Annotated in this window: 24 protein-coding genes, 1 rRNA gene and 1 pseudogene; 16 read left to right on the top strand and 10 right to left on the bottom strand. The window is 75.1% G+C overall.

Features of this window, described 5'->3' with window-relative positions; translation table 11 throughout:
• Window positions 1-88 (top strand): 5S ribosomal RNA (gene rrf / locus ACGFIG_RS30345); the annotation flags it as partial.
• Between the two features lie 64 nt (window positions 89-152).
• Here the strand turns inward: rrf and ACGFIG_RS30350 are convergent.
• Entirely contained in the window at window positions 153-1,229 is a 1,077-nt protein-coding gene (locus ACGFIG_RS30350) for a spore photoproduct lyase family protein (RefSeq protein WP_393008745.1), read from the bottom strand.
• An 82-nt stretch (window positions 1,230-1,311) separates the two neighbouring features.
• Here ACGFIG_RS30350 and ACGFIG_RS30355 point away from each other — a divergent pair, with 82 nt between their 5' ends.
• Window positions 1,312-2,061, top strand: a complete 750-nt coding sequence (locus ACGFIG_RS30355) for a DNA-formamidopyrimidine glycosylase family protein (RefSeq protein ID WP_393008747.1) — start codon at window positions 1,312-1,314, stop codon at window positions 2,059-2,061.
• Window positions 2,062-2,070: 9 nt separating this feature from the next.
• Here ACGFIG_RS30355 and ACGFIG_RS30360 read toward each other — a convergent pair whose 3' ends face one another.
• From ACGFIG_RS30360 to ACGFIG_RS30370, 3 genes are all read right to left on the bottom strand, one after another.
• Entirely contained in the window at window positions 2,071-2,370 is a 300-nt protein-coding gene (locus tag ACGFIG_RS30360; RefSeq protein WP_393008749.1) for a BON domain-containing protein, read from the bottom strand.
• Between the two features lie 62 nt (window positions 2,371-2,432).
• Complete coding sequence (locus ACGFIG_RS30365; protein WP_393008751.1) at window positions 2,433-3,077, bottom strand: STAS domain-containing protein; 645 nt, start codon at window positions 3,075-3,077, stop codon at window positions 2,433-2,435.
• The gene (locus ACGFIG_RS30370; protein ID WP_393008753.1) at window positions 3,074-3,448 is read right to left on the bottom strand and encodes a hypothetical protein; all 375 of its coding nucleotides are present in this window, start codon (window positions 3,446-3,448) and stop codon (window positions 3,074-3,076) included. The genes ACGFIG_RS30365 and ACGFIG_RS30370 overlap by 4 nt, the downstream gene beginning before the upstream one ends.
• A gap of 174 nt (window positions 3,449-3,622) precedes the next feature.
• Here ACGFIG_RS30370 and ACGFIG_RS30375 point away from each other — a divergent pair, with 174 nt between their 5' ends.
• Genes ACGFIG_RS30375 through ACGFIG_RS30385 form a run of 3 tightly spaced genes read left to right on the top strand, consistent with a single transcriptional unit; the run spans window position 3,623 to window position 6,269 of the window.
• The gene (locus tag ACGFIG_RS30375) at window positions 3,623-4,297 is read left to right on the top strand and encodes a response regulator transcription factor (RefSeq protein WP_393008755.1); all 675 of its coding nucleotides are present in this window, start codon (window positions 3,623-3,625) and stop codon (window positions 4,295-4,297) included.
• On the top strand, window positions 4,294-5,649 hold the full coding sequence (locus ACGFIG_RS30380; RefSeq protein ID WP_393008757.1) for a sensor histidine kinase: 1,356 nt from the start codon (window positions 4,294-4,296) through the stop codon (window positions 5,647-5,649). Before ACGFIG_RS30375 ends, ACGFIG_RS30380 begins: the two co-directional genes overlap by 4 nt.
• Window positions 5,646-6,269 (top strand): GerMN domain-containing protein, encoded by a 624-nt coding sequence (locus ACGFIG_RS30385; RefSeq protein WP_393008759.1) that lies wholly within the window; start codon window positions 5,646-5,648, stop codon window positions 6,267-6,269. Before ACGFIG_RS30380 ends, ACGFIG_RS30385 begins: the two co-directional genes overlap by 4 nt.
• A 149-nt stretch (window positions 6,270-6,418) precedes the next feature.
• On the opposite strand, the pseudogene ACGFIG_RS30390 reads toward ACGFIG_RS30385, so the two are convergent.
• A pseudogene (locus ACGFIG_RS30390) lies at window positions 6,419-8,909 on the bottom strand (CDP-alcohol phosphatidyltransferase family protein).
• A 92-nt stretch (window positions 8,910-9,001) separates the two neighbouring features.
• On the opposite strand from ACGFIG_RS30390, the gene ACGFIG_RS30395 reads away from it, so the two are divergent.
• The 8 genes from ACGFIG_RS30395 to ACGFIG_RS30430 all read left to right on the top strand — a co-directional run bounded on the left by ACGFIG_RS30395 (window position 9,002) and on the right by ACGFIG_RS30430 (window position 16,381).
• The gene (locus ACGFIG_RS30395) at window positions 9,002-9,982 is read left to right on the top strand and encodes a dehydrogenase (RefSeq protein ID WP_393008760.1); all 981 of its coding nucleotides are present in this window, start codon (window positions 9,002-9,004) and stop codon (window positions 9,980-9,982) included.
• 3 nt (window positions 9,983-9,985) lie between these two features.
• Window positions 9,986-10,384 (top strand): 6-pyruvoyl tetrahydropterin synthase family protein, encoded by a 399-nt coding sequence (locus ACGFIG_RS30400; protein ID WP_393008762.1) that lies wholly within the window; start codon window positions 9,986-9,988, stop codon window positions 10,382-10,384.
• Window positions 10,385-11,422, top strand: coding sequence for a glycosyltransferase family 4 protein (locus ACGFIG_RS30405; protein WP_393008764.1), 1,038 nt, complete (start codon window positions 10,385-10,387; stop codon window positions 11,420-11,422).
• A complete protein-coding gene (locus ACGFIG_RS30410) occupies window positions 11,419-12,243 on the top strand; it encodes an SAM-dependent methyltransferase (RefSeq protein ID WP_393008766.1) in 825 nt (274 codons plus the stop codon). The genes ACGFIG_RS30405 and ACGFIG_RS30410 overlap by 4 nt, the downstream gene beginning before the upstream one ends.
• A 58-nt stretch (window positions 12,244-12,301) precedes the next feature.
• A complete protein-coding gene (locus ACGFIG_RS30415; protein WP_393008768.1) occupies window positions 12,302-13,222 on the top strand; it encodes a YbhN family protein in 921 nt (306 codons plus the stop codon).
• 11 nt (window positions 13,223-13,233) lie between these two features.
• Window positions 13,234-13,893, top strand: a complete 660-nt coding sequence (gene ribA / locus ACGFIG_RS30420; RefSeq protein WP_393008770.1) for a GTP cyclohydrolase II — start codon at window positions 13,234-13,236, stop codon at window positions 13,891-13,893.
• A complete protein-coding gene (locus ACGFIG_RS30425) occupies window positions 13,886-14,578 on the top strand; it encodes a RibD family protein (RefSeq protein WP_393008772.1) in 693 nt (230 codons plus the stop codon). The genes ribA and ACGFIG_RS30425 overlap by 8 nt, the downstream gene beginning before the upstream one ends.
• 192 nt (window positions 14,579-14,770) lie before the next feature.
• Window positions 14,771-16,381: a hypothetical protein gene (locus ACGFIG_RS30430; protein WP_393008774.1), complete on the top strand. Its 1,611-nt coding sequence runs from the start codon at window positions 14,771-14,773 to the stop codon at window positions 16,379-16,381.
• Window positions 16,382-16,476: 95 nt separating this feature from the next.
• Here ACGFIG_RS30430 and ACGFIG_RS30435 read toward each other — a convergent pair whose 3' ends face one another.
• Genes ACGFIG_RS30435 through ACGFIG_RS30450 form a run of 4 tightly spaced genes read right to left on the bottom strand, consistent with a single transcriptional unit; the run spans window position 16,477 to window position 20,037 of the window.
• A complete protein-coding gene (locus tag ACGFIG_RS30435) occupies window positions 16,477-17,043 on the bottom strand; it encodes a GNAT family N-acetyltransferase (RefSeq protein ID WP_393008776.1) in 567 nt (188 codons plus the stop codon).
• Window positions 17,044-17,051: 8 nt separating this feature from the next.
• Window positions 17,052-17,879, bottom strand: a complete 828-nt coding sequence (locus ACGFIG_RS30440; protein ID WP_393008778.1) for an ABC transporter ATP-binding protein — start codon at window positions 17,877-17,879, stop codon at window positions 17,052-17,054.
• 47 nt (window positions 17,880-17,926) lie between these two features.
• Window positions 17,927-18,955 carry a FecCD family ABC transporter permease gene (locus tag ACGFIG_RS30445; protein WP_393008780.1) on the bottom strand — a complete coding sequence of 343 codons (1,029 nt, stop codon included), beginning with the start codon at window positions 18,953-18,955 and terminating at the stop codon, window positions 17,927-17,929.
• Window positions 18,952-20,037, bottom strand: coding sequence for a FecCD family ABC transporter permease (locus ACGFIG_RS30450; RefSeq protein ID WP_393008790.1), 1,086 nt, complete (start codon window positions 20,035-20,037; stop codon window positions 18,952-18,954). The genes ACGFIG_RS30445 and ACGFIG_RS30450 overlap by 4 nt, the downstream gene beginning before the upstream one ends.
• A 92-nt stretch (window positions 20,038-20,129) precedes the next feature.
• Between ACGFIG_RS30450 and ACGFIG_RS30455 the strand changes: the two genes are divergently transcribed.
• Both ACGFIG_RS30455 and ACGFIG_RS30460 read left to right on the top strand, forming a co-directional pair.
• Window positions 20,130-21,167, top strand: a complete 1,038-nt coding sequence (locus tag ACGFIG_RS30455) for an ABC transporter substrate-binding protein (RefSeq protein WP_393008782.1) — start codon at window positions 20,130-20,132, stop codon at window positions 21,165-21,167.
• Window positions 21,164-22,009, top strand: a complete 846-nt coding sequence (locus tag ACGFIG_RS30460) for a siderophore-interacting protein (protein ID WP_393008784.1) — start codon at window positions 21,164-21,166, stop codon at window positions 22,007-22,009. The genes ACGFIG_RS30455 and ACGFIG_RS30460 overlap by 4 nt, the downstream gene beginning before the upstream one ends.
• Window positions 22,010-22,073: 64 nt before the next feature.
• On the opposite strand, the gene ACGFIG_RS30465 is transcribed toward ACGFIG_RS30460, so the two are convergent.
• Window positions 22,074-22,559, bottom strand: coding sequence for a GNAT family N-acetyltransferase (locus ACGFIG_RS30465; protein WP_393008786.1), 486 nt, complete (start codon window positions 22,557-22,559; stop codon window positions 22,074-22,076).
• A 201-nt stretch (window positions 22,560-22,760) separates the two neighbouring features.
• On the opposite strand from ACGFIG_RS30465, the gene ACGFIG_RS30470 reads away from it, so the two are divergent.
• Window positions 22,761-23,408, top strand: a complete 648-nt coding sequence (locus tag ACGFIG_RS30470) for a hypothetical protein (protein WP_393008788.1) — start codon at window positions 22,761-22,763, stop codon at window positions 23,406-23,408.
• Window positions 23,409-23,499 lie beyond the last annotated feature (91 nt).

The raw sequence follows: 23,499 nt of genomic DNA on the forward strand, positions 1-23,499 counted from the left end.
CGGTTACATTCCGAACCCGGAAGCTAAGCCCTCCAGCGCCGATGGTACTGCACTCGGGAGGGTGTGGGAGAGTAGGACACCGCCGGACAATCTTCTAGTTCAGGGTCACCCTTCGGGGTGACCCTGAACTGCGTTACGGGAAAAGACGCCGGTCAGAAGGCGTAGCGGACGCGGCAGTACGGCGCCTTCGCGGCGAGCAGGTCCGTCAACGCCGCCACGTACGCGCCCTTGCGGCCGGTGCGGTACCGCACGTTCCACCCGCCCGTCTGGGACCGCTTCGGCTGCTGCAACTCCGGCCGCCAGAGCACCTCCTCGGCCTTCGGGTGCCAGCCGAGGTTCACCTCGTGCAGCCGGTCGTTGTGGGTCAGGAAGATGACCTCGGCGGCGAGCTGCGCCTTGGCGCGCGGACCGAGTGCGTCGTCGAGCTGGTCGAACAGCTCCGCCCAGTCGTCCAGCCACCCGTCGCGTACGACCACCGGGCTGAGGTTGACGTGCACCTCGTAGCCGGCCGCGACGAAGTCGTCGATGGCGGCCAGCCGCTCCGGGACCGGGGACGTCCGGATGTCGAGCAGTTTCGCGTCCCGGGCCGGCATCAGCGAGAACCGCACGCGGGTACGACCCTGCGGGTCCCAGTCGAGCAGGTCGCGGTTGACGTGCTTGGTGGCGAACGTCGCCTTCGCCGTGGGCAGGTCCCGGAACAGCGTCACCAGGTCGCGGACGTTGTCGGAGATCCGGGCGTCCAGCGAGCAGTCGGAGTTCTCGCCGATGTCGTACACCCAGGCGGTCGGGTCGCACTGGTTCGGCTCGCCCTTCACGCCCTGCCGACCCACGTGCCGGCGCAGGTAGCCGCTGATCCGGTCGATGTTGGCGAAGACCGTCACCGGATTGCTGTAGCCCTTGCGGCGCGGCACGTAGCAGTAGGCGCAGGCCATCGCGCAGCCGTTCGCCGTGGACGGGGCGATGAAGTCGGCCGAGCGGCCGTTCGGGCGGGCACTGAGGGACTTCTTGACGCCCAGGACCAGGGCCTCGGTCTTGATCCGCACCCATCGGGCGACGTTCGTCTCGTCCCCGTACAGCTCCGGGATGCGGGAGTGGCTCTCGACCTCGACGCGCTCAGCGTCGGGGAAACGCTCCAGCACGGCCCGCCCACGGGGCAGCGCGGCGGCCTCCGGCTCCACGTAGATCCGCCGGATGTCGAACAGCCGCGGGTGCGGGACGGAATCGGTCACGAATGGGACAACTCCGGACCGATCGGCGATGTTCCCCGTCCGGCGCGCCGTTTCCGTGCGCGGCCCCCGGGTACGCCGACGCATGCCCGAGGGCCACCTCGTCCACCGGTACGCGCGCGAGCAGCACGCCGCGCTCGCCGGGCAGGTCCTCGCCGTCTCCAGCCCGCAGGGGCGCCTGGACCCGGGCCCGTACGACGGGCGGCGGCTGGGGGCGGTGGAGGCGTACGGCAAGCACCTGCTCTACCACGTCGACGACGCGCCGGCCCTGCACGTGCATCTCGGCATGCGCGGGCTGTTCCTGCGCCACGACGACCCGGCCGTCCCGCCCCGCCCGGGCGTGCGGCTGCGCCTGGCCGGCGCCGGCGTCGCGTACGACCTGATCGCGCCCATCCGCTGCGAACCGCTCCCGGCCGGCGGCGAGCGCGTGCTGCGGGCCTCGCTCGGCCCTGACCCGCTGCGCGCCGACGCCGACGGCGAGGAGGCCGTACGCCGGCTCGACGCCGCCCGGGGCGCGGTCGGCGCGGCGCTGCTCGACCAGGCCGTGTGGGCGGGCCTCGGCAACGCCTGGCGGGCCGAGCTGCTCTTCCTCGCCGGCCTCGACCCGGCCGCCCGGGCTGTCGGGCCGGTGTCCGCCCGTCGGCTGTGGGAACTCGCCGTGGAGTACCTCACGCTGGGCCGCGACGCCGGCCAGGTGGTCAGCGACCCGGCGGCGCCCGACGAGCGGTGGGTCTACAAGCGGCCGACCTGCCGTCGCTGCGGGGCCGTCGTGCGCGCCTGGCAACTGGGCGGTCGCACGGCGTACGCCTGCCCGGTCGACCAGCCCGCGGCCTGACGCCGCGGGTCAGAGGCGGGGCCGACGGGACCTGACGAGCCGCAGGGCGTTGCAGACGTCCACGACGCCCGGGACGTCCCAGGCGATCTCGCCGGCCACCCGGCGGTTCTCCGGACCGGCCACGATGCCCGCGAGGATGACCACGCGGTTCTGCACGGTCACCACGATCTGCTGGCGGCGGGTGGCCCAGTCGCTGCTCAACCGCTGCGCGACCAGTGCCGCCAGCTGGCCGTCCTCGTCGTCCGGCGCGGGTCCCGGCGGCTCGGGGCGGAAGCCGCCTTCTTCCGGGTACGGCCAGGGAGTGCGCATGGTGTTTCCTCTCGGACGGTCTGCGGCCCCGGGGTGCGCCCCGGGGCCGGAAGGAGGTCGGGTCAGCGGGACACCGCGTCGGACACCGCCGTCTGGGCGAGCCCGCGCGAGCCCGGCCCGGCGCCGGCTGCCGTCAACCCGGCGGCCCCGCCCGGGGAGAGCCGGCGGACGGCCTCCTCCGGGCTGGCGAAGACCGGAAACAGCCCGTCGAGCCGCATGGTGTGCAGCACGGTGCGGATGAAGCGGGACGGGGCGGCCAGGCAGAGCACGGCACCGCGCTCGCGGGCGTCGCGGTGGGCCCGGACGAGCAGCGCGAGCCCGCCGGCGTCGATGAGGCGGACCCGGGTCAGGTCGACCACCACGTGCCCGCAGACGTCCACGGCCTCGCGTAGGGCGAGCCGCAGCTCGTCGACGTCGGTGTCCCCGGGAGCCGTGACCACCGGGACGTCGTCGAGGTGGTCCACGCCGAGCACCCCGCCCGGCTGCCCGCCCGGCCCGGTGACGTCGCCGCCCACGCCGACGGTCGGCAGGCTGCACCGGGGACAGCGGTGCGGACCCGTGGCGAACGGCGAGCCGCTCCAGCCGTGTTCGGCCACCAGGGTCCAGACGACCTCGGCGTCGGGCAGGACGCACGCGGTGCCCGTGGTCGAGTCCCCGCAGCTGTCGCAGATCAACGTCATCAGGTGCTCGTCCGGTACGACGGTCATGGTGTCTTCCTCCACGGGAGGTCGGGACGGGCCAGGCGCCGGCCCGCGACCGGCGGCGTCGGGGCGGTGTCGGGTTCCCGCTCCGCTCCCGGCGGCGCGACGGCGGCGCGTCGCGGGCCGCCGGCCGTGGCCGCCACGAGGGCGACACCGAGGACGGCCGAGCCGGCCGGCACGCCGACACGCCACGCGTCGGAGCGGTCGATGTCGAGGCCGACGATGCGGGCCAGGATGACACCGAGCAGCGCGGTGACGATTCCCGCCACCAGCGCCAGCCAGACCGGCACCTCCCGGCGGCGCGGCGTCAGCCACCAGCCCACGACGGCGACGAGCAGACCGACGGCGAGCGCGGTGACGAGACCGGCGACGGTCATTCTGATCCCCTCCCGCGGGACCGGCCGGCCGACGACAGCCAGCCCTCGCTGTGCCCCACCACCCTCGGTGCCGCCCGTGGCGCCGGCCACGCGGTTGCATGACAGTTGCGTGACAAAAACGTCGAACGCCGGACGCGGTTGGGCGGCGCTCGACGTCTTGGGGATGATGCCGGTATGACGGACGTGCTGGTGATCGAGGACGACGACCGGATCCGTCTGGCGCTGCTGCTCGCGCTGGAGGACGAGGGCTACCGCGTCCGGGGCGTGGCGACCGCCGAGGAGGGGCTGGCGAGGCAGCGCCGGGAGCCGGCCGACACCGTACTGGTCGACCTGATGCTGCCCGGTCTGGACGGCTTCGAGTGCATCCGACGGCTGCGCCGCGACGACGACGTGCCGATCGTGGTGGTCAGCGCCCGCGACGACACCCACGACATCGTCGCGGCGCTGGAGGCCGGGGCCGACGACTACGTGGTCAAGCCGGTGGCGATCAAGGAACTGTCGGCGCGGCTGCGGGCCCTGCGTCGTCGGGCCCGGGCGGCGCCCGATCCCGTACCGGTGCTCACCTTCGGGCAGCTGGAGATCAGCCCGGACGCCGGGGAGGTACGCCTGGCGGGCCGGCCGGTGCCGGTCACCCGTACCGAGTTCCGGCTGCTGTGCGAGCTGGCCGAGCACGCCGGCCGGGTGCTGTCGCGCCACCAGCTGCTGCAACGGGTCTGGGGCTACGACACCGGCGACGAGCGGCTCGTCGACGTGCACGTGGGTCGGCTGCGGCAGAAGATCGAGGACGATCCGGGCAACCCCCGGCACCTGGTCACCCTGCGCGGCCTCGGCTACAAGCTGACCCGGTGAGGCGGCTCGGACTGCGGGCCCGGGTGTCCGCCGGGTTCGCCGTCGGCGCGTTGCTGCTCTCCGCGTCCATGGCGCTGGTCTCGTACGAGCTGACCCGGCGGTCACTGCTCGAGGAGCGGGAGCGTACGGCCGTGCGGGTGGCGTACTTCGACGCGGCGGTGGTGCGTAGCGGCCTGGACACCGAGGCCCCCGACGTGGTGGAGGTGCTGCGCTCCCTCGACACCGGGGGCAACCGCCGGCCGCTGCTGCACCGCGGCGAAGACTGGTACGCGCGCACGGCCGACGCCGGCCTGACCGCCGCCATCCCGGTCGACCTGCAACAGCTCGTCCACGCCGGGGAACCGGCCGTGCAGCGCGTCCGGGTCAACGGCCAGCCCACCCTGCTCGTCGGCCTGCCGCTGGCACCGTCCACCAGCTACTACGAGCTGACGTCGCTGCGCGAACTGGACCAGACCCTGCGGGTCCTGGCGCTGGCGCTGACCGCCGTCGCCATCGTGGTCGCCGGCTCCGGCGCAGCCCTCGGCTGGTACGCCACCCGGCACAGCCTGCGGCCCCTGACGGCGGTCGCCGACGCCGCGCAGGAGATCGCCGCCGGCAACTTCTCCGCCCGGCTCGCGGCGACCACCGACCCGGACCTCACCCGGCTCTCCACGTCGTTCAACGACATGGTCGACCAGCTGTCCCGGCGCATCGAACGGGACCGCCGCTTCGCCGCCGACGTCAGCCACGAGCTGCGCTCGCCGTTGCAGACGCTGTCCGCCGCGGCCAGCGTCCTGGCCCGTCGCCGGGCACACCTCGACGACCGCACCGCCACCGCCGCAAAGCTGGTGGCCGACGAGATCACCCGGTTCCAGCAGCTGGTCGACGACCTGATCCAGCTCGCCCGCAGCGACCAGCCGGTCGACCGTACGCCGGTGGACGTGGCGGCCCTGGCCCGCCGCGCCTGCCGGGCGCGTGGCCTGCCGGACACGCTCGTGTGGACGGCCCGGGACACCGCCCCCACCTGGCTGGTCGACGAGCGCCGGGTCGAGCAGATCCTGGCCAACCTGGTCGACAACGCGTTGCGCCACGGCGGCGGGCCGGTGGCGGTGCGACTGTCGCAGCGGGACGGGACGGGCATCGTCGAGGTCGACGACGAGGGGCCGGGCGTGCCCCCCGAGGACCGGGAGATCATCTTCGACCGCTTCGTCCGGGGCCGGGCCGCGAACTCGCGTGCCGACGGCGACGGCACCGGCCTCGGGCTGGCCCTCGTCGCCGAGCACGCCGCCGCGCACCGGGGCAGCGCCAGCGCGGGCGACCGCTCCGGCGCGGGCGCCCGCTTCCGGGTCGAACTGCCCGGGGCACTGCGATGACCCGCCGCACGCCCGTGGGCCGGTCGTGGGTGAGGCGGGCGGGCCGGTGGCGGGGCGTCGGCGGCGCGCTGCTCGTCCTCGGGCTGCTGGGCGGCTGCGGCGTATCGGTCGAGGACACCCCGCGCGTCGTGGCGCCCCCGCCCGGGCCGTTCCCCTCGCCGGGGGTGGTCGTCTCCACGCCGAGCCCCACCCTGACGGCGGGGCGAGCGACCGAGGTCCTCTGCTTCGTACGGGACGACCGGCTGGTCCGCGTCGAACGGCGCGTCGACGGCACGCCCACCGTCGACGCCCAGCTCCAGCACCTGCTGGCCGGCCCGACCGCCGCCGAACGCGACACCGGTCTCACGACGGCCCTGCCCGGGGCCGTGCCGGTGGCCGTCGCCCGGCCGCGCGGCACCGAGGTCGACGTGGACCTCGGCGGGGCCGGCGACGAGACGGGCCGCAGCGACGAGGTCCTCGCCTTCGGGCAGATCGTCTGCACGCTCACGGCCCGCTCCGACGTCGACACCGTGGGGTTCTTCCGGGGCGGGGCCCCGCTGGGGGTGCCGCGCGCCGACGGGTCGCTGTCCCGGCGTCCCCTCGCCGCCGACGACTACGCCGGCCTCGTGGCACCCCGTTGACCGGGGCGACCCGCCGACCGGCGGGCGCATCGTGGCCGAACGCGAGCGACGCCGTCCGGCCCGCGCCCGGACGGCTGACACCGGCCGACCTCGCGGAGCGGCCACGCGCCGCCGCCGTGGCGTCCGGCCCCCGGCTTCCGGCCGGAACGTCAGCCGCTGAAGGCGGTGAGGAACCGGTCCCGGAAGGCGTCCATCGGCCAGACCGGCGCGCGCGGGCCCGGCCGCAGCCCGTCGTCCCAGCCCCACCCCGAGATCCGGTCGAGCACCGCCGGGTCGCGGGCGACGACGGTGACCGGGACGTCACGGCTCGCCCGTGCGCCGGTGACGACCGGGGCGGGCTGGTGGTCGCCGAGGAAGACCAGCACCAGGTCGTCGTCGCCGTGGGTCTCCAGATAGGACACCAGGGTGCCGAGCGAGTACTCGACGGACCGGCGGTAGCCGGCGCGCGGCTGCGACGACGGGTTGCCGGTGCTCGCGTCGTGGAAGACGGTCCCGTCGCCGACCCGGGACCAGTCGACGAGGCGGGGGATCCTGGTCCAGGGGGAGTGGCTGGACACCAACGCGATCTCGGCCATCACCGGGGCACGCTGCGCCCGGGAGCGCTCCAGCCGTTCGAAGGCCGCCAGCGTGTACTGGTCCGGCATCGGGGCGTAGCTGAACTTCGGCCCCCGGTAGTCGAGGCTGCGCGCGTCGTAGAAGCGCTCGTAGCCGAAGAAGGCCCCCTCCGGCCACGGCCGGGTGGCGGCCGGCATCACGCCGACCGTGCGCCACCCGGCCCGCCGGAACGCGCCGCCCAGCGTCAACCGGTCGCTGGCCAGCAGACTGCGGTGCCGCTGGTCGTTGTCGACCCACATCCCGGACAGCAGCGTGGCGTGGGCCAGCCAACTGCCGCCGCCGGTGGTCGGCGAGGTGAGGAAGCCGCTGCGGGAGGCGAAGCCGGCGGCCCGCAACCGGCGGTCCCCGTCGGCCAGCACGGCACCCACACTCGGGGCGTACTCCGGGTCCTCCACGGCGTCGCGCCCGTAGCTCTCCACGAAGGCGACCACCACGTCCTTGCCGCGTAGCGCGTCGAGCAGGCGGTCGCCGGGGGTGTCCCGGAACGGGTCGACGCCGACCTGGGCCGCGAAGACCTCGCGGTCGCGCAGCCGGTCGCGTACCTGTAGCACGTGGGCGCCGACCAGGTCGGTCGCGGCGGCGTCGGCCACCGGCACACCGGGCGACACCCGCACGCCGAACGCGGCGCAGAGCAGCCAGACGACCGCCAGCGCCGCGACCGTGCGCCGGGTGGCGGCGTGATGCCGGACCAGCAGCGGGGTCAGCCGCAGCACCGACCGCGTGGTCGCGAGGAGCAGCGCGGCGAGCAGCAGCCCGGCCGCGACGGTCGCGCCGACGGCGCCCGCCCGGCCGACCGCGTCGGTGAGGAAACCCTGCGCGTCGTCGAGCAGGGCCCAGTCGAGCACGAGGTCGAAGGGGCGGCCGAGCGTGGCGAGGAGACCGAGATCGGCGACCTTCAGCAGGGTCAGCAGCCCGAGCAACGCGCCGGCGAACGCCGCCACCGGCCGCCGCGCGCGGGGCGGCAGGGCGAGCAGCAGGGCGACGACCAGCAGCCCTTCGAGGGGTACCCGCACGAACGCGCCGGGCGTGAGCCGGGCGGGCTGGTGGGGCGCGGTCAGGGCGGCCAGCACCAGCAGGGCGGCCAGCGCTGTCGTCGCCCGCGCCGCGCCCCGTCGCCGCCCGCCCGCTCCGTCGGCGGTACGGCCAGGCGCTGCGGCTGGTGGACGGGCGACGGCGGCCGGCGACGAGGTCCGGTCGGCGGCGGGTGGCGGCGCGCTCGGGTCAGTCATGGGCGGTGACGAGGTCGGGGCGTACCGGCGCGGGCCGGGGCCGGCGGTGCGGGACGCCCGGCGGCACCTCCCGGGCGGCTCGGTGCCGCCACAGCCACCCGACGTCGCGGCCGAACGACTCGACGAGCAGGACCAGCGCGACCGCCAGCACCAGTGCCTCGCCCCGCCCGGGCAGCACCCCGGCCACCGCGACCAGCAGCAGTACGCCCTGCGCCGCCGCGACGACCTTGCGCCAGTACCTCGGTGGCAGCGGCCGACGCAGCCAGGGCAGCGCCCACCCGGCGGCGACGAACGCGTACCGCATCGCGCCGAGGGCGAGCACCCAGGCGCCCACGGTGGGCGCGACGGCCGCGCCGAGGACGAGGATGAGGAACGCGTCCACCTCCATGTCGAAGCGCGCACCCAGTGCGCTGGTGGTGCCGGTACGCCGGGCCACGTGGCCGTCCACGGCGTCGAGGGCCAGCGCCACGGCGGTCAGGGCGACCAGCACCCCGCCGCCCGCCGGCCGGTCGACGGCGAGCGCGTCCCCGGTCAGCGCCGTCACGGCACCGACGAGGAGCGCCCGGGCCAGCGTCACCCGGTCGGCCGGTCCGAGGCCGGCTTGGAGCCGCCCGCCCGCCCGACGGTGCGCACCCGACCCGCGCAGCCCCCGGTCGAGGGTCAGGCACAGCACCGCCCCGTACGCGGTCCCGGCGAGCCAGCCCGCCGGCCCGAGGCCGACCGTCGCGGCCAGCGCCGCCAACAGAGCAATCTGGACGATGAATCCGATCACGGGACCGTTTCGAACCGTGGGCACCGTACCTCCGTGTCTATCATCGACGACTTCCGACAGGAACTACGGGAAACATCGCCGTTCGGTTCGCCCCGGACGCGGGTGAGGAGAAGCCGGTGACCGGTGAGGCGCGCGCCTTCTGGCTGCGTACGCCCGGCACGGGCGAGATCCGGTCGGTGCCGCTCGCCGCCCCCGGTCCGGGCGAGGTGCTCGTGCGCAGCCGGTACTCGGGTGTCAGCCGGGGCACGGAGACGCTGGTCTTCGCCGGCCGCGTCCCTGCCGACCAGTACGCGGCGATGCGTGCCCCGTTCCAGGAGGGCGACTTCCCGGCGCCGGTGAAGTACGGCTACCTCAACGTGGGAGTCGTCGAGCAGGGGCCCGCCGAGTTGCGCGGCCGGACGGTCTTCTGCCTGCACCCGCACCAGAGCGCGTACGTGGTGCCGGCCGGCGCGGTGGTGCCCGTACCCGAGGCGGTGCCGCCCGCCCGCGCGGTGCTCGCCGGGACGGTGGAGACGGCGGTGAACGCGCTGTGGGACGCCGCGCCCCTGGTCGGCGACCGGGTGAGCGTGGTCGGCGGCGGCATGGTGGGCTGCTGCGTGGCGGCGCTGCTGGCCCGCTTCCCCGGCGTACGGGTGGAGCTGGTCGACACGGACCCGACCCGGGCGCGGGTGGCCGCCGCGCTCGGCGTCGACTTCGCCCCGCCGGAGGGGGCGGCCGGCGGGCGCGACCTCGTGGTGCACGCCAGCGCCACCGCCGCCGGCCTGCAACGTTCGCTGGAACTGCTCCGGCCGGAGGGCACGGTCGTCGAGCTGAGCTGGTACGGCGACCGCACCGTCGCGCTGGCGCTGGGCGGGGCGTTCCACTCCGGTCGGCTGACCGTGCGCGGCAGCCAGGTGGGCGCCGTCGCGCCGGCCCGGCGGGGCAGCCGGAGCCTCACCGACCGGCTGACGCTCGCCCTGGAGCTGCTCGCCGATCCCGCCTTCGACGCGCTGCTCACCGGCGAGTCCCGCTTCGCCGAGCTGCCCGACGTGCTGGCCCGACTGGCTGCCGGCAGCCTCCCCGCACTGTGCCACCTCATCACCTACGACGGAGAGTGACCCGTGTTCAGCGTGACCGTCCGAGACCACATGATGATCGCCCACAGCTTCCGGGGCGAGGTGTTCGGCCCGGCACAGCGCCTGCACGGGGCGACCTTCGTCGTCGACGCCACCTTCCGCCGCCCCGACCTCGACGCCGACGGCGTGGTGGTCGACATCGGGCTGGCCACCGCCCAGCTCAGGGCGGTGCTCGGGGAGCTGACCTACCGCAACCTCGACGACGACCCGGCGTTCGCGGGGGTGAACACCACCACCGAGGTGCTGGCCCGCACGGTCGCCGACCGCCTCGCCGAGCGGGTACGCGCCGGCGACCTGGGCGCGGGCGCCCACGCCCTGGCCGGCATCACCGTCACGCTGCACGAGTCGCACGTCGCCTGGGCCAGCTACGAACGGTCGCTCTGAGTGGCGACGGTGCACGTCGTGCTGCCCAACGACGTCGACGACCCGGCCGAGCCGAGCGGCGGCAACGGCTACGACCGCCGGCTCTGCCGGGGGCTCGCGGCGGCCGGCTGGACGGTCCGCGAGCACGCCGTACCCGGTGACTGGCCCCACCCCGACCGGGCCGCGCGCGCCGGAGTCGCCGGGGTGCTCGCGGCGCTGCCCGACGGGGCGTGCGTCCTGCTCGACGGGCTGGTCGCCTCGTGCGTGCCGGAGGTGCTCGGCCCGCACGCCCGGCGACTGCGCCTCGTCGTCCTCGTGCACCTGCCGCTGGAGCACGACGCCGAGGGCGCCGCTCTGGCCGCCGCCGTCGCGGTCGTCACCACCAGCGAGTGGACCCGGCAACGGCTGCTCGACCGGTACGCGCTGCCGGCCGGCCGGGTGCACGTCGCCCGGCCCGGCGTGGACCCGGCCCCGCCCGCGCCCGGGTCGCCGGCCGGCGGGCACCTGCTCTGCGTCGCCGCCCTCGCCCCGCACAAGGGGCACGACGTGCTGGTGGAGGCGCTGTCGACCGTCGCCGACCTGCCCTGGAGCTGCGTCTGCGTGGGGCCGCTGAGCCGCGACCCGGGGTTCGTGGCGGCCCTGCGCCGGCAGGTCGGCGGGCACGGTCTCGCCGACCGGGTGCGCCTGGTCGGCCCGCGCACCGGGGCGGCCCTGCACGCCGCGTACGCCGCCGCCGACCTGCTGGTGCTGCCGTCGCGCCGGGAGACGTACGGGATGGTGGTCACCGAGGCCCTCGCACGCGGCGTGCCGGTGCTCGCCACGGCGGCGGGCGGGGTGCCCGAGGCCCTGGGGCGCGCACCCGACGGCGCGACGCCGGGACTGCTCGTGCCGCCCGACGACGCGGCGGCCCTGGCCGGCGCGCTGCGGCGCTGGCTCGGCGAGCCCGACCTGCGCCGGGCGCTGCGGCGGGCGGCGCGCGAACGACGGCGCACGCTCGACGACTGGGCCGTCCCCGCGAGCGTCACGGGCGCGGTGCTGGCCGGGGCGGTGGCGGCGTGACGGGGCACCTGCCGCCGGACTTCGCGCGCTGGCTGGCGCTGCGGGAGCCCGCCGACGCGGCGGCCCGCGCCGCGGACCTGGTGGACGTGGTCCGCCGCCGGCTCTCCGGCGCCGGGCCGCTCGTCGTGCACGACCTCGGCACCGGCACCGGGTCCATGGCCCGCTGGCTGGCGCCGCTGCTGCCCGGCCCGCAGCACTGGATCCTGCACGACCGGGACGCCGACCTGCTCGCCCGTGCGGCCGCCGGGATGCCCGCCACCGCCGGGGACGGCGCCCCGGTCACCGCCGAGACCCGACGCGGCGACCTCACCCGGCTGACCGCCGCCGACCTGGCCGACGCGTCGCTGCTCACCGCGTCCGCGCTGCTGGACATGCTCACCGCGGCGGAGGTCGAGCGGCTCGTCGCGGTCTGCGCCACGGTGGGCCGCCCGGCCCTGCTGGCCCTGTCGGTGACCGGCCGGGTCCGGCTCAGCCCGGCGGATCCCTGGGACGGGCCGGTCGCCGCCGCGTTCGACGACCACCAGCGTCGTACGGTCGACGGGCGCACCCTGCTGGGGCCGGACGCCGTGCACGCCTGCGCGGCGGCGTTCGCCCGGCACGGCGTCGACGTGCTCCTGCGACCCAGCCCGTGGCGGCTCGGCCCACAGCAGGCGGAGCTGGCCGGCGAGTGGTTCACCGGCTGGCTCGACGCCGCCTGCGAGCAGCGGCCCGAGCTGACCGGCCCCACCCGCGCGTACGCCCGCCGTCGCCGTGCCGAGATCGCCGCCGGCCGGCTCGACGTCCTGGTCGACCATCTCGACCTGCTGGCCGGCTGTGGGTGAACCGGGCGCCCCGCCGGCACGTGCGCATCGGCGGGGCGAGCGTCGGGGGAGGACCCGGATGGCGGCGCGCGGGTGCTGGCCCTGGGCGCGGCTGCTCGGCGGCGGGGGCGTGCTGGCCGTCCTGCTGGGCTGGCTGGGCACCGGCCCGTTCCTCGCCGGGTTGCGCCTGATCGACGTACCGGCGCTGGCCACCGCCGTCGGCATCGGGGCGGTGACCACGGGTTGCTGTGCCTGGCGGTGGAGCCTCGTCGCGGCGGGGCTCGGCGTGCGACTGCCGCTGCCGACGGCGGTCGCGCACTGCTACCGGGCGCTGTTCCTGAACGCGACGCTGCCCGGCGGCGTGCTCGGCGACGTGCACCGGGCCGTACGGCACGGCCGCGACGTCGGCGACGTCGGGCGCGGCGTGCGCGCGGTGGTGTGGGAACGCGCCACCGGCCAGGTCGTGCTGGCCGCCGTGGCGGTGGTCGTGCTCGCCGTCCTCCCGTCGCCGGTGCGGCCCCACCTGCCGGTGGTGGCCGCGCTGCTGGTGGCGGCCGGGCTGGGCGTCGTCCTGCTCGCCCGCGCGCTGCCCACCGCCGGGCCGTCGCGGTGGGCGCGCGCGGCGCGTACGGCGGCGGCCGACGTCCGCGGCGGGCTGCTCGGCCGGCGCGCCTGGCTGGGCGTGCTGGTGGCCTCCACCGTGGCCGTCGCCGGCCACCTGGCCACGTTCGTGCTGGCCGCGCGTACCGCCGGTTCCACCGCGCCGCTGGCCCTGCTGGTGCCGCTGACGCTGCTCGCGCTGCTGGCCATGGGGGTGCCGGCGAACGTCGCCGGCTTCGGCCCGCGTGAGGGCGTGGCGGCGTGGGCGTTCGGCGCCGCCGGCCTGAGCGCCGCCGAGGGCGTCGCCACCGCCACGGTGTACGGGGCGCTGGTGCTCGCCGCGAGCCTGCCCGGCGCCGCCGTCCTGCTGGTCCGCCGTGCCCGAGTGCCCACCGACTGACGAGGAGCCCGATGTCCGAAGCGCCGCCCGCCGCCACCGTCCGTACGCAGGTCACGGTGCCGCTGCGGTTCCCCGACGGATACCACACCACCGCCCGCGTGTTCTCCTTCCACAACCTCGCCGACGGCCGGGAGCACCTCGCGTTCGGCCTCGGCGACCGGGTCGGACCCGCCGACGGCGGCGCGCCACACCGCTCCTCGCCGCCACTGGTCCGCCCGCACAGCGAGTGCCTGACCGGCGACGTGTTCGGCAGCCGGCGCTGCGACTGCGGCCCCCAACTGCGCGAGGCGGTCGAACGCATCGCCGTCGCCGGCGGCTACCTGCTCTACCTGCGGCAGGAGGGACGCGGCATCGGCCTGTACGCAAAGCTCGACGCGTACGCGTTGCAGGACGCGGGGCTGGACACGTACGAGGCGAACCTGGCGCTGGGGCACCGGCCCGACGAGCGGGACTACACGGTGGCCGCGCAGATGCTCGCCGCCCTGGGCGTGGACCGGATCGCCCTGCTGAGCAACAACCCGGACAAGGCGGCACAGTTGGCCCGGCTCGGGGTCGCGGTCGCCACGCGCGTACCCACCGGGGTGCACCTGTCCGAGGCGAACGCCGGCTACCTGGCGGCCAAGGCCGGGCGTGGCGGGCACGCCCTCGACCTGCCCTTCGTCCATGACTGAGCGCCCGTACGTGCTGCTCAGCTGCGCGACGTCGCTCGACGGCTACCTCGACGACGCCAGCGGGCAGCGGCTGCTGCTGTCCAACGAGGCCGACCTGGACCGGGTCGACGAGGTGCGGGCCGGCTGCGACGCGATCCTGGTCGGCGCGGGCACGGTCCGCCGCGACGACCCCCGGCTGCTGGTCCGCTCCGCGCGGCGCCGCGCCGACCGTGTCGCGCGGGGGCTGCCCGCCTCGCCGACGAGGGTGACGGTGACCGGCTGCGGCGACCTGGACCCGGCGGCCCGCTTCTTCACCACGGGAGACACCGAGCGGATCGTCTACTGTGCCACCCCGGCGGTGGGGAAGACGGGGGAGCGGCTGGCCGGCCGGGCCACCGTGGTGGACGCGGGCGAGCCGGTGGACCCGGCGTGGGCGGTGGCGGATCTCGCCGAGCGGGGGGTGGGCCGGCTGATGGTGGAGGGCGGGGCGAGCGTGCTGGGGCAGTTCCTCACCGCCGGCCTCGCCGACGAGCTGCACCTGGTCCTGGCCCCGTTCTTCGTCGGCGACCGGCGGGCGCCCCGGTTCGTCGGCGACGGGCGGTTCCCCTGGCACCCCGGCCGCCGGGCCAGGGTGGCGGAGACCCGCCAGATCGGGGACGTCGTGCTGGTCCGCTACGCGCTCTCGGAGCGCTGCGACGCGGCCTGAGCGGGCGCCCTCGGCGAGCGCCTGACCTGGGAGTGCGCGGCGGGCTGCCGGCAGGGTCGACCGCCCGGCGGCGGGCGAGTCGGATTCCTGCCCGTCGCCAATGTGACTCACCGCATCGGGGTGGTTGCGAACGGTGCTCAGATGTCTCCCACTGGCCCGCGCCGTGCGGGCCGACGGAAACGGAGAGTACGAGTGGGATCCAACCTCCTGCGCCGGGTCGCCACGGCGACCGTGGCGCTCAGCTGCGCCGTCCTCGGGACGGTGGTGGCGGCGACGGGACCGGCGGCGGCCAGCCCGATCCGCAACAACACCCCCTGGTCGGTGCTGCTCTGCAAGTTCAGCGACAAGCCGGCCGAGCCGAAGACGCCGTCGTTCTTCGCCAACTTCCTCACCGACGCCGGCCTCGGCACCTCGGGAGTGGCGGACTACCTGGCCGACCAGTCCGGCGGCCGGGTGTCGCTGGCCGGCTCGGCGGTACGGGGCTGGTACACGATGTCGTACACCCTGACGCAGTTCCAGTCGATCGACCGCGGCACCCGCATCCAGCGCTGCGTCGACACCGCCGCCGCCAACGGCTACACCGTGCCCGCCGGACACCGTACCGCCGTCATGCTCAACGACTGGGTCGACTCCGGTGCCGCCGGCGGACGGGTGCTGCTCGACCCGGGCGCCTGGAACGTGGGCTTCGCCGCCCACGAGATGCTGCACGGCTACAACCTGGGGCACTCGTTCTCCAACGACACCACCTACCAGAACGCGCCGTGGTCCCAGCCGGGGGAGTACGACGACCCCTGGGACGAGATGAGCGCCATGCACATCTACGCCTTCGCGACCGCGAACTACGGCACGAGCGCGGTCGGGCTCAACGCCTTCCACCGCGACGAGCTGGGCTGGCTGCCGAAGAACCGGGTGTTCACGATGGCCGCCGACGGGGTCGGCTCGCGCAGCATCACGCTGGCCCCGCTGGAGGTGCCGTCGGCGAGCGGGCCGCTGCTGGTGCGGATCCCGTTCGACCCGGCCGACCTCTTCCACTACTACACGGTGGAGTTCCGCCGGAAGACCGGCTGGAGCGCCGGCATCCCGGCCGACACGGTCCTGCTGCACGAGGTCCGCAACGGCACGCCCACGCTGCTGCGTACCGGGCCCGGCGGTGGCCCGGCCCAGTCGATCAACGCCAACGGCGTGCAGGTCAGCGTGAACTCGGTGTCCGGCAACGCCGCGACCGTCACCGTCACCACCGACGTGGTCGACCGCTGCCTGCAGGGGTACGTCTGGCGGGAGGCCCGGCCGGGCGACCTGGTCTGCGTCACCGGGGCCACCCGCAGCCAGGTCTGGGCGGACAACGCGGCGGCCCCGAGCCGCTGGACCAACGGCGCGTACGGCCCGCACACCTGCATCTCGGGCTACGTGTGGCGTGAGGCGTACGCCGGGGACGACGTCTGCGTCACCGGCGCGCAGCGCACCCAGGCCGCCTCGGACAACGCCGCCGCGGCGAGCCGCCGCAACCCGGCGCGCCTGGTCTCCGGGCCGAACACCTGCGTCAGCGGATACGTCTGGCGCGACGCCGACCAGTCCGACTACGTCTGCGTCACCGGGGCGACCCGCTCCCAGGTGCTCGCCGACAACTCCGTCGCCGCGAGCCGCTGGGTCAACGGCCCGTACGGCCCGCACACCTGCGTCGCCGGCTACGTGTGGCGGGAGGCCTTCCTCGGCGACGACGTCTGCGTCACCGGCACCCAGCGCAGCCAGGCCGCGGCGGACAACGTCGCCGGCCCGGGCCGGGTGCTGCGACCGGGCGGCTGAGCCCCGGCGTTCCCCGGGCGGGCACCCGCCCGGGGAACGCGGATCGCGACCCGACCGCCTGCCCGATCCGCGAGGACCCGGCGGTCGTCGCGCGGTCAGGGCCGGCCGGCCTCGAACGTCTCCCGGTCGAGGAAGAGCAGCCGGGCCCGCTTGCCGTCGAGGTCGATCAGCGGCCCGGCGACGAACCCGGTGCGCAGCAGCCGGTTCACCGCCTTCTCGTTGAGCGCGTCCGGCTCCATCACGACGCGCCGGTGTCGCGGGTCGGCGAAGACGAAGTCGAGGAACACCCGCAACAGCGTGCCGGTGAAGCCCCGCTCGGCCGTGTCGGCCGGACCGATCAGCAGGTGGGCCCCGTGGTCGCCGGGCTGGACCGGGTAGCACTCGCCGACCGGGTCGGCGGCCGGCTCGTACGTCTGGAACAGCGCGACCGGCCGCCCGTCGCGGTGGGTCAGCCACGCGTGGTGGGTGGACAGCGAGTCGAGGTAGCGGTAGATCTCCTCGACCCGCTCCCGCCCGGCCTCGCGCATGCCCCAGAACCGGGCGCGTTCCTGGCTGGCCCAGGAGTGGATCAGGTCGATGTCGGTGTCGGGGTCGAGGGGACGGATCGTCACCCGGCCGAAGCCGTCGACGTCCTGGTGGTAGGTGCGGACGGGCTCACGCATCGGGTCCCTCACTTCGCGGCGGCGGTGATCGGCGGGACGCTCGCGGCGGCCCTGCGGCGGGCGGCGGGGACGACCAGGGGGGTGCCGGTCTCCGGGTCGTCGATCACCCGGCAGGGCAGCCCGAAGACCTCCCCGACCAGTTCGGCCGTCACCACCTCCCGGGGCGCCCCGGCCGCCACCACCTGCCCCTCGCGCATCGCGATCAGGTGCGTGGCGTAACGGGCGGCGTGGTTGAGGTCGTGCAGCACCGCCACCAGCGTGCGGCCCTGCTCCTCGTGCAGCCGGGCGCACAGGTCGAGGACCTCGATCTGGTGGGCGATGTCCAGGTAGGTGGTCGGCTCGTCGAGCAGCAGCAGGGGGGTCTGCTGGGCCAGCGCCATGGCGATCCACACCCGCTGCCGCTGCCCGCCGGAGAGCTCGTCGACGGGCCGGTCGGCCAGGTCGGCCACGCCGGTGGCGGCCATCGACTGGGCGACCACCCGCTCGTCCTCACGCGACCACTGCCGCAGCAGCCCCTGGTGCGGGTACCGGCCGCGGGCGACGAGTTCGGCGACGCCGATGCCGTCCGGCGCGACGGACGTCTGCGGCAGCAGGCCGAGGGTGCGCGCGACGCCCCGCGCCGGCATCCGGTGGATGTCCTCGCCGTCGAGCAGCACCGCCCCGGCGGCCGGCTTCAGCAGCCGGGACAGGGCCCGCAGCAGGGTCGACTTGCCGCAGGCGTTGGGGCCGATGATGACCGTGAAGGACCGATCGGGCACCTCGACGGTCAGGTCCTGCGCGATGGTCCGCCGCTCGTAGGCGAGGGTCATCGCGGTGCCGCTCAGCCGGGACGTCATGCTCGGTGCTCCGATCTCGTCGTGGGTGGGCCGTCGGTCGTGCCCGGTCACAGCCGGCCGGCCCGGCGTTCGGTGGCCAACAGCCAGACCAGGTAGGCGCCGCCGAGCACGCCGGTCACCACGCCGACCGGCAGCTGGTGGCCGGGGAAGGCCCGCAGCGCGAGCTGGTCGGCGCCGACCAGGAGGACGGCCCCGACGGCCGCCGAGGGCAGCAGGTTCGGCCCCGGGGCCCGGGTCAGCCGCCGCGCGAGGTGCGGCGCGGTGAGAGCCACGAAGTTCACCGGGCCGGCGCCGGCCGCCGCCAGGGAGACCAGCAGCACCGCCGCCGCGAGCACGACCAGCCGCAGCCGCTCCACGCGTACGCCGAGGGCGGCGGCGCTGTCGTCGCCCATCTCGACCAGCCGCATCGCCGGCCCGTAGCCGACCAGCAGGAGCGGCACCAGCACCGCCAGCGCGAACAGCAGGGGCAGCGCGTTCGACCAGCCGCGCCCGTCGAGGCTGCCGGTGAGCCAGAGCACGGCGCGGGCGGCGTCCATCAGCGGGGCCCGGGTGAGCAGCCAGCCGTTGACCCCGGTGAGGATCGCCATGGTGCCGATGCCGACCAGGATCAGCCGGTAGCCGTGCACGCCGCGGCGCCAGGACAGCCCGTAGACCAGCGCGCCGGTGACCAGCCCGCCGACCACCGCCGAGGAGGCCAGCGCCAGGCTGCTGCCGCCGAGCACCACCACGACCAGGGCCCCGGTCGCCGCGCCCTGGGTGAAGCCGAGCATGTCGGGGCTGCCCAGCGGGTTGCGTACCAGCGACTGGAAGACGGCGCCGGCCAGCGCCAGCGCGGCGCCGACGCAGAGCGCGGTGACCACCCGGGGCAGCCGCAGCTCGGTGACGATGAACTCCTCGGCCGGGGTGCCCCGGCCGGTGAGGGCGCGCAGCACGTCGGCGGGGCTCATCGGGTAGTCGCCGCTGCCGATGGCGAGCACGCTCAGCGCCAGGGCCAGCAGCACGCAGGCGACGCCGACGGCGATGGCGCGGGGACGCAGCCGCAGGGACAGGCTGTCGCCGAAACGGAGGGTGATCACGGGTGGGCCACCCGCCCCCGCAGCACCAGCCAGAGGAAGAGCGGCCCGCCCGCCACGGCGGTGACGAGCCCGACCTGGAGCTCGCCGGGGCGGCTCAGCACCCGTCCCAGCACGTCGGCGCCGAGCAGCAGCACGGGCGCCAGCACCGCGCTGTACGGCAGCAGCCAGCGCAGATCCGGACCGGTGAGCGCGCGGACCAGGTGCGGCACCAGCAACCCGACGAAGACGATCGGCCCGCAGGCGGCGGTGGCGGCGCCGCAGAGCAGCGTGATCGCCGCGATGACGGTGCCCCGGATGAGTGCGGGCCGGGCGCCGAGGGCGCGCGCCGCGTCGTCGCCGAGCGCCAGGGCGTTGAGGGGCCGTGCGACGGCCAGGGCGATCAGCAGGCCCGCCGCCATGAACGGGGCGACCGTGCGTACGGTCGACGGTTCGGCACTGGCCAGCGAGCCGACCGTCCAGAACCGCAGCCGCTCCAGCGAGGCCGCGTCCATCAGCATGACCGCGCTGACGTACGAGTAGAGGGTGGCGTTGAGGGCCGCGCCGGCCAGCGCCAGCCGGGCGGGGGTCGCCCCGCGTCCGCCGCCGACGGCGTACACGGCGGCGGTCACGGCCGCCGCGCCGAGCAGCGCGAACCACACCTGACCGCCGACGCCGCCGATGCCGAACAGCAGCGCCCCGGTGGCCACCGCCGCCGAGGCGCCGGCGTTGATGCCGAGCAGGCCGGGATCGGCGAGCGGGTTGCGGGTCAGCGCCTGCATCACCGCCCCGGCGACGCCGAGCGCCGACCCGGCGAGCAGGCCGAGCAGCGTACGCGGCAGCCGCATGTGGTGCACGACGGCGTACTCCGTGGCGTCGTGGTACAGCAGGCCCTGCCACACGTCGGTGAGGGGGAGCTGCTTGGCGCCCACGGCGATGCTGAGCATCGCGACGGCCGCGAGCAGCAGCACCGACGCCGCGAGGCCGGCGGCCCGCAGCGCGGCCCGGCCGGGCCGGCGCGCTGCCGGCGGTTCCGGTGGGGCCGGCGGGGCTCCGACGCGGGGGGAGAGGGTGGCGGACAGTGTGGGCTCCGATGTGGTGCGGATTTCCGAACGGGACTTGACAGCCGTTTAGGTTAGGTTAACCTAACCCCGCTGTCCATGGTCATTCGCCCGACCCCTGATCGAAAGACACCGCCATGTCGCATCCCGTGTCCGCCCGCCGCCTCTCCCGCCGGGGCCTGCTCGCCGCCGGTGGCGCCGCCACCCTGGCAGCCCTGCTCGCCGGCTGCGGCGGGGACGAGGACTCCGCCACCCCCGCCGCCAAGGGCTCCGAAGGGCCGTGGTCGTTCACCGACGACCGTAACGAGAAGGTGAGCGCCCCCACCCGGCCGGCCCGGGTGGTCGCCTTCACGGGGGTCGCCGCCGCGCTCGTCGACTTCGGGCTCGACAAGCAGATCGTCGGGGTGTTCGGCGAGACGAAGCTCGCCGACGGCAGCAAGGACCCGCAGGCCGGCGACCTCAACATCGAGTCCGTGGAGATCCTCGGCAACGTCTGGGGCGAGTTCAACCTGGAGAAGTACGCCGCCCTGCGGCCCGAACTGCTCGTCACCCACATGTACGACCCGGGCGCCTTCTGGTACGTGCCGGACGAGAGCAAGGACAAGATCCTGCCGCTCGCCCCCACCGTCACCGTGACCACCGCCCGGGTGCCGATGACCAAGCCGATCGAACGGTACGCGCAGCTCGCGGAGTCCCTCGGCGCCGACCTGTCCGCCAAGAAGGTCACCGACGCCAAGGCCCGCTTCGAGGCCGCCGCCGAGTCGGTCCGCCAGGCGGTCAAGGCGAACCCGGGCATCAAGGTGCTCGCCTGCTCCGGCAGCCCCGACCTGTTCTACGCCTCGAACCCCAAGGTCAGCACCGACCTGATGTACTTCGCCGAGCTGGGTGTCGACATCGTCGTACCCACCAAGCTGGAGGCCGGCGACTACTTCGAGGCGCTGAGCTGGGAGAACGCGGGCAAGTTCCCGGCCGACCTGCTCCTGCTGGACAACCGCAGCACCGCCCTGCAGCCCAAGGACCTGGCCGCCAAGCCGACCTGGCAGCAGCTGCCGGCGGTCAAGGCCAACCAGATCGCCGCGTGGGACGCGGTGCCCCGCTTCTCGTACGCCGGCGCCGCGCCACTGCTGGAGAACCTGGCCACCGCCATCAAGGGCGCGAAGAAGGTCACGGCATGACCACCGCCGTCGCCGTCCAGTACCGCTTCTTCGCCGCGCAGGTCGTCGGCGCCCGCCGCGTCGGGGCCTCCCTGGTCCGGGTGACCCTCGGCGGGCCGGAGCTGGTCGACTTCGCCGGCGGCGGCCGGGACCAGAGCGTCTCGTTGTTCCTGCCGCACCCCGGCCAGCCCGAACCGGTGCTCCCCGTCGAGGCGGGCGGCGACTGGTTCGGGGCCTACCGGGCCATGGACCCCGACGTGCGCGCGGTGATGCGGTCCTACACGATCCGGGAGCAGCGTCCCGAGCTGGCCGAGGTGGACATCGACTTCGTCAGCCACGGCGACACCGGCCCCGCCTCCCGCTGGGCCCGGCACGCCCTGCCGGGCGACCGGGTGGTGCTGCTCGGTCCGGCCGTGCACGACAACCGCAGCGTCTGCTTCCGCCCGCCGGTCGGCACCGACTCCGTCATGCTGGTGGCCGACGAGACCGGGCTGCCGGCCGCCGCCGGGATCCTGGCCTGGCTGCCGGCCGGCACCCCGGTGCAGGCCTGGATCGAGGTCCCCGACGCGGCGGACATCCAGGAACTGCCCACCGAGGCGCGGGCCGAGGTGCGCTGGATCGTGCGCGGCGGCACCGCCCCCGGCAGCAGCCTGCTGGCGGACGCGGTACGTGCCGCCCGGCTGCCGGCCGGCACGCCGTACGCCTGGATCGCCGGCGAGTCCTCGATGGTGCGGTCCGTACGCCGGCACCTCGTCGGCGAGCGCGGCCTGAACCGCCGGCACGTCACCTTCTCCGGCTACTGGCGCCGGGGCGCCTCCGAGGAGGACCTGCGCGCCGAGGCCGCCGTCAGGGCCGCCGCCTGACAGTGCCCGCCGCACGTCGCGTCCCACCCCGTCGGGACGCGACGTGCGGCGTCTGCGCGGTCGCTCAGAACTCGCGGTACATGACGTGCAGGCCCACCCGGCCGACGACCGGGTGGCGGAACGCGCCGGGCACGGTGCCCACCACGGCGAACCCCTCCCGCCCGTACAGCCGCACGGCGGCGGCGTTGCTCGCCACGACCGCGTTGAACTGCATGCCGGCGTACCCCCGCCCGCGGGCCCAGTCGACCGAGTGCCGGCACAGCGCGGTGCCCACGCCACGCCCGCGCGCCTCGCGGGCCACCATGAAGCTCGCGGTGGCCACGTGCGAGCCCGGCCCGGGGCGGTTGGTGCCCATCTTCGCGGTGCCCAGCAGCACGTCGCCGTCGACCGCGACCACCGTCCGGCCGGGCGCGGTCTCCACCCACATGTCGTACGCCTGCTCGGCGGTCAGCTCCGGGTCGTAGGGGAAGGTCTCCCGGGCCCGGACCACCTCCTGGATGATCGGCCACACCTGGGCCCAGTCCGGTTCGTGGAACTCGCGGATCCGCACCCGGCGGATGCTAGGGACGGCCAGGCCGGGCGGCAAGGCGATTCCGGCTGGCCGTGCGTTCACCGCCGAGGTCGTCGGCAGCGCTGCCCGGGGGCGGATACCCGACTGTCGACACCGGGCGGCCGAGGTCCTCGGTGTCGCCCCTTGAGACGGGGGCCTACTCTCGCTGAAGATCAGAGCCAGCTGTCGAGGGGCGCCATGGTGAATGAGCGCAGTGTTGCTGAGCGCGTCGAGCTCTTCCTGGCGCAGGAGGGCATGGAGCGCGAGGACGTACGCGTGTACATGACCGGCCTCAGGGAGAGCTTCGAGAACCTGAACCGCAAGATTGACCGCAGTTTCCTGAGCGTCATCCTCGCGTGCGCGATATTCGTGCTGCTCTCGCACGGCAACCTGACGGAGGCGGAGATCTTCAATGTGAAGGTCCAGGACTTCTCGATGTTCCGCCTGCTGATTCCCGTGTTCGTCTCCCTGGCGATCGCCCGGGCGATCTCCATCTCCATCGCGATGATGTATCTGGAGGAGCTGTACTCCGAGCTGCTCCGCCAGTGGATGCCGAAGTGGCATGAGGCGGAACTCGGGATGGTCCCCATGTCAGCGGGGGGCTTCTTCATCTACGTCATTCCGGGCCTCCTCGACGAGCAGACGGCGAAGTGGAGGGGGAAGGACTTCCTCGTTCAGTTCCTGGCCCTCGTTCTGTCCCCGATCCTCTTCGGTGTGTACGCCTATGCCTCCATCTTCACCGACGACAAGATAGGTGTCGGTTGGGCGGTCCTCTCCCTGCTCCTGACGCTTGGCGGTGTGGCCGTGGGGCTCTATCAGGTCGTTACCGACAAGCGTCAGGACGACTAGGGCCTGTGTCGAAGTCGGCGGTGGTGCCTGAGCTGGCGTGACCGCTCGGCGTGTCGAAGATCGAAAATGGGTGAGGTCTCCGGTAGATGGT

Origin of the sequence: Micromonospora sp. NPDC049048, assembly GCF_043197615.1 — a bacterium.
GTDB lineage: Bacteria > Actinomycetota > Actinomycetes > Mycobacteriales > Micromonosporaceae > Micromonospora.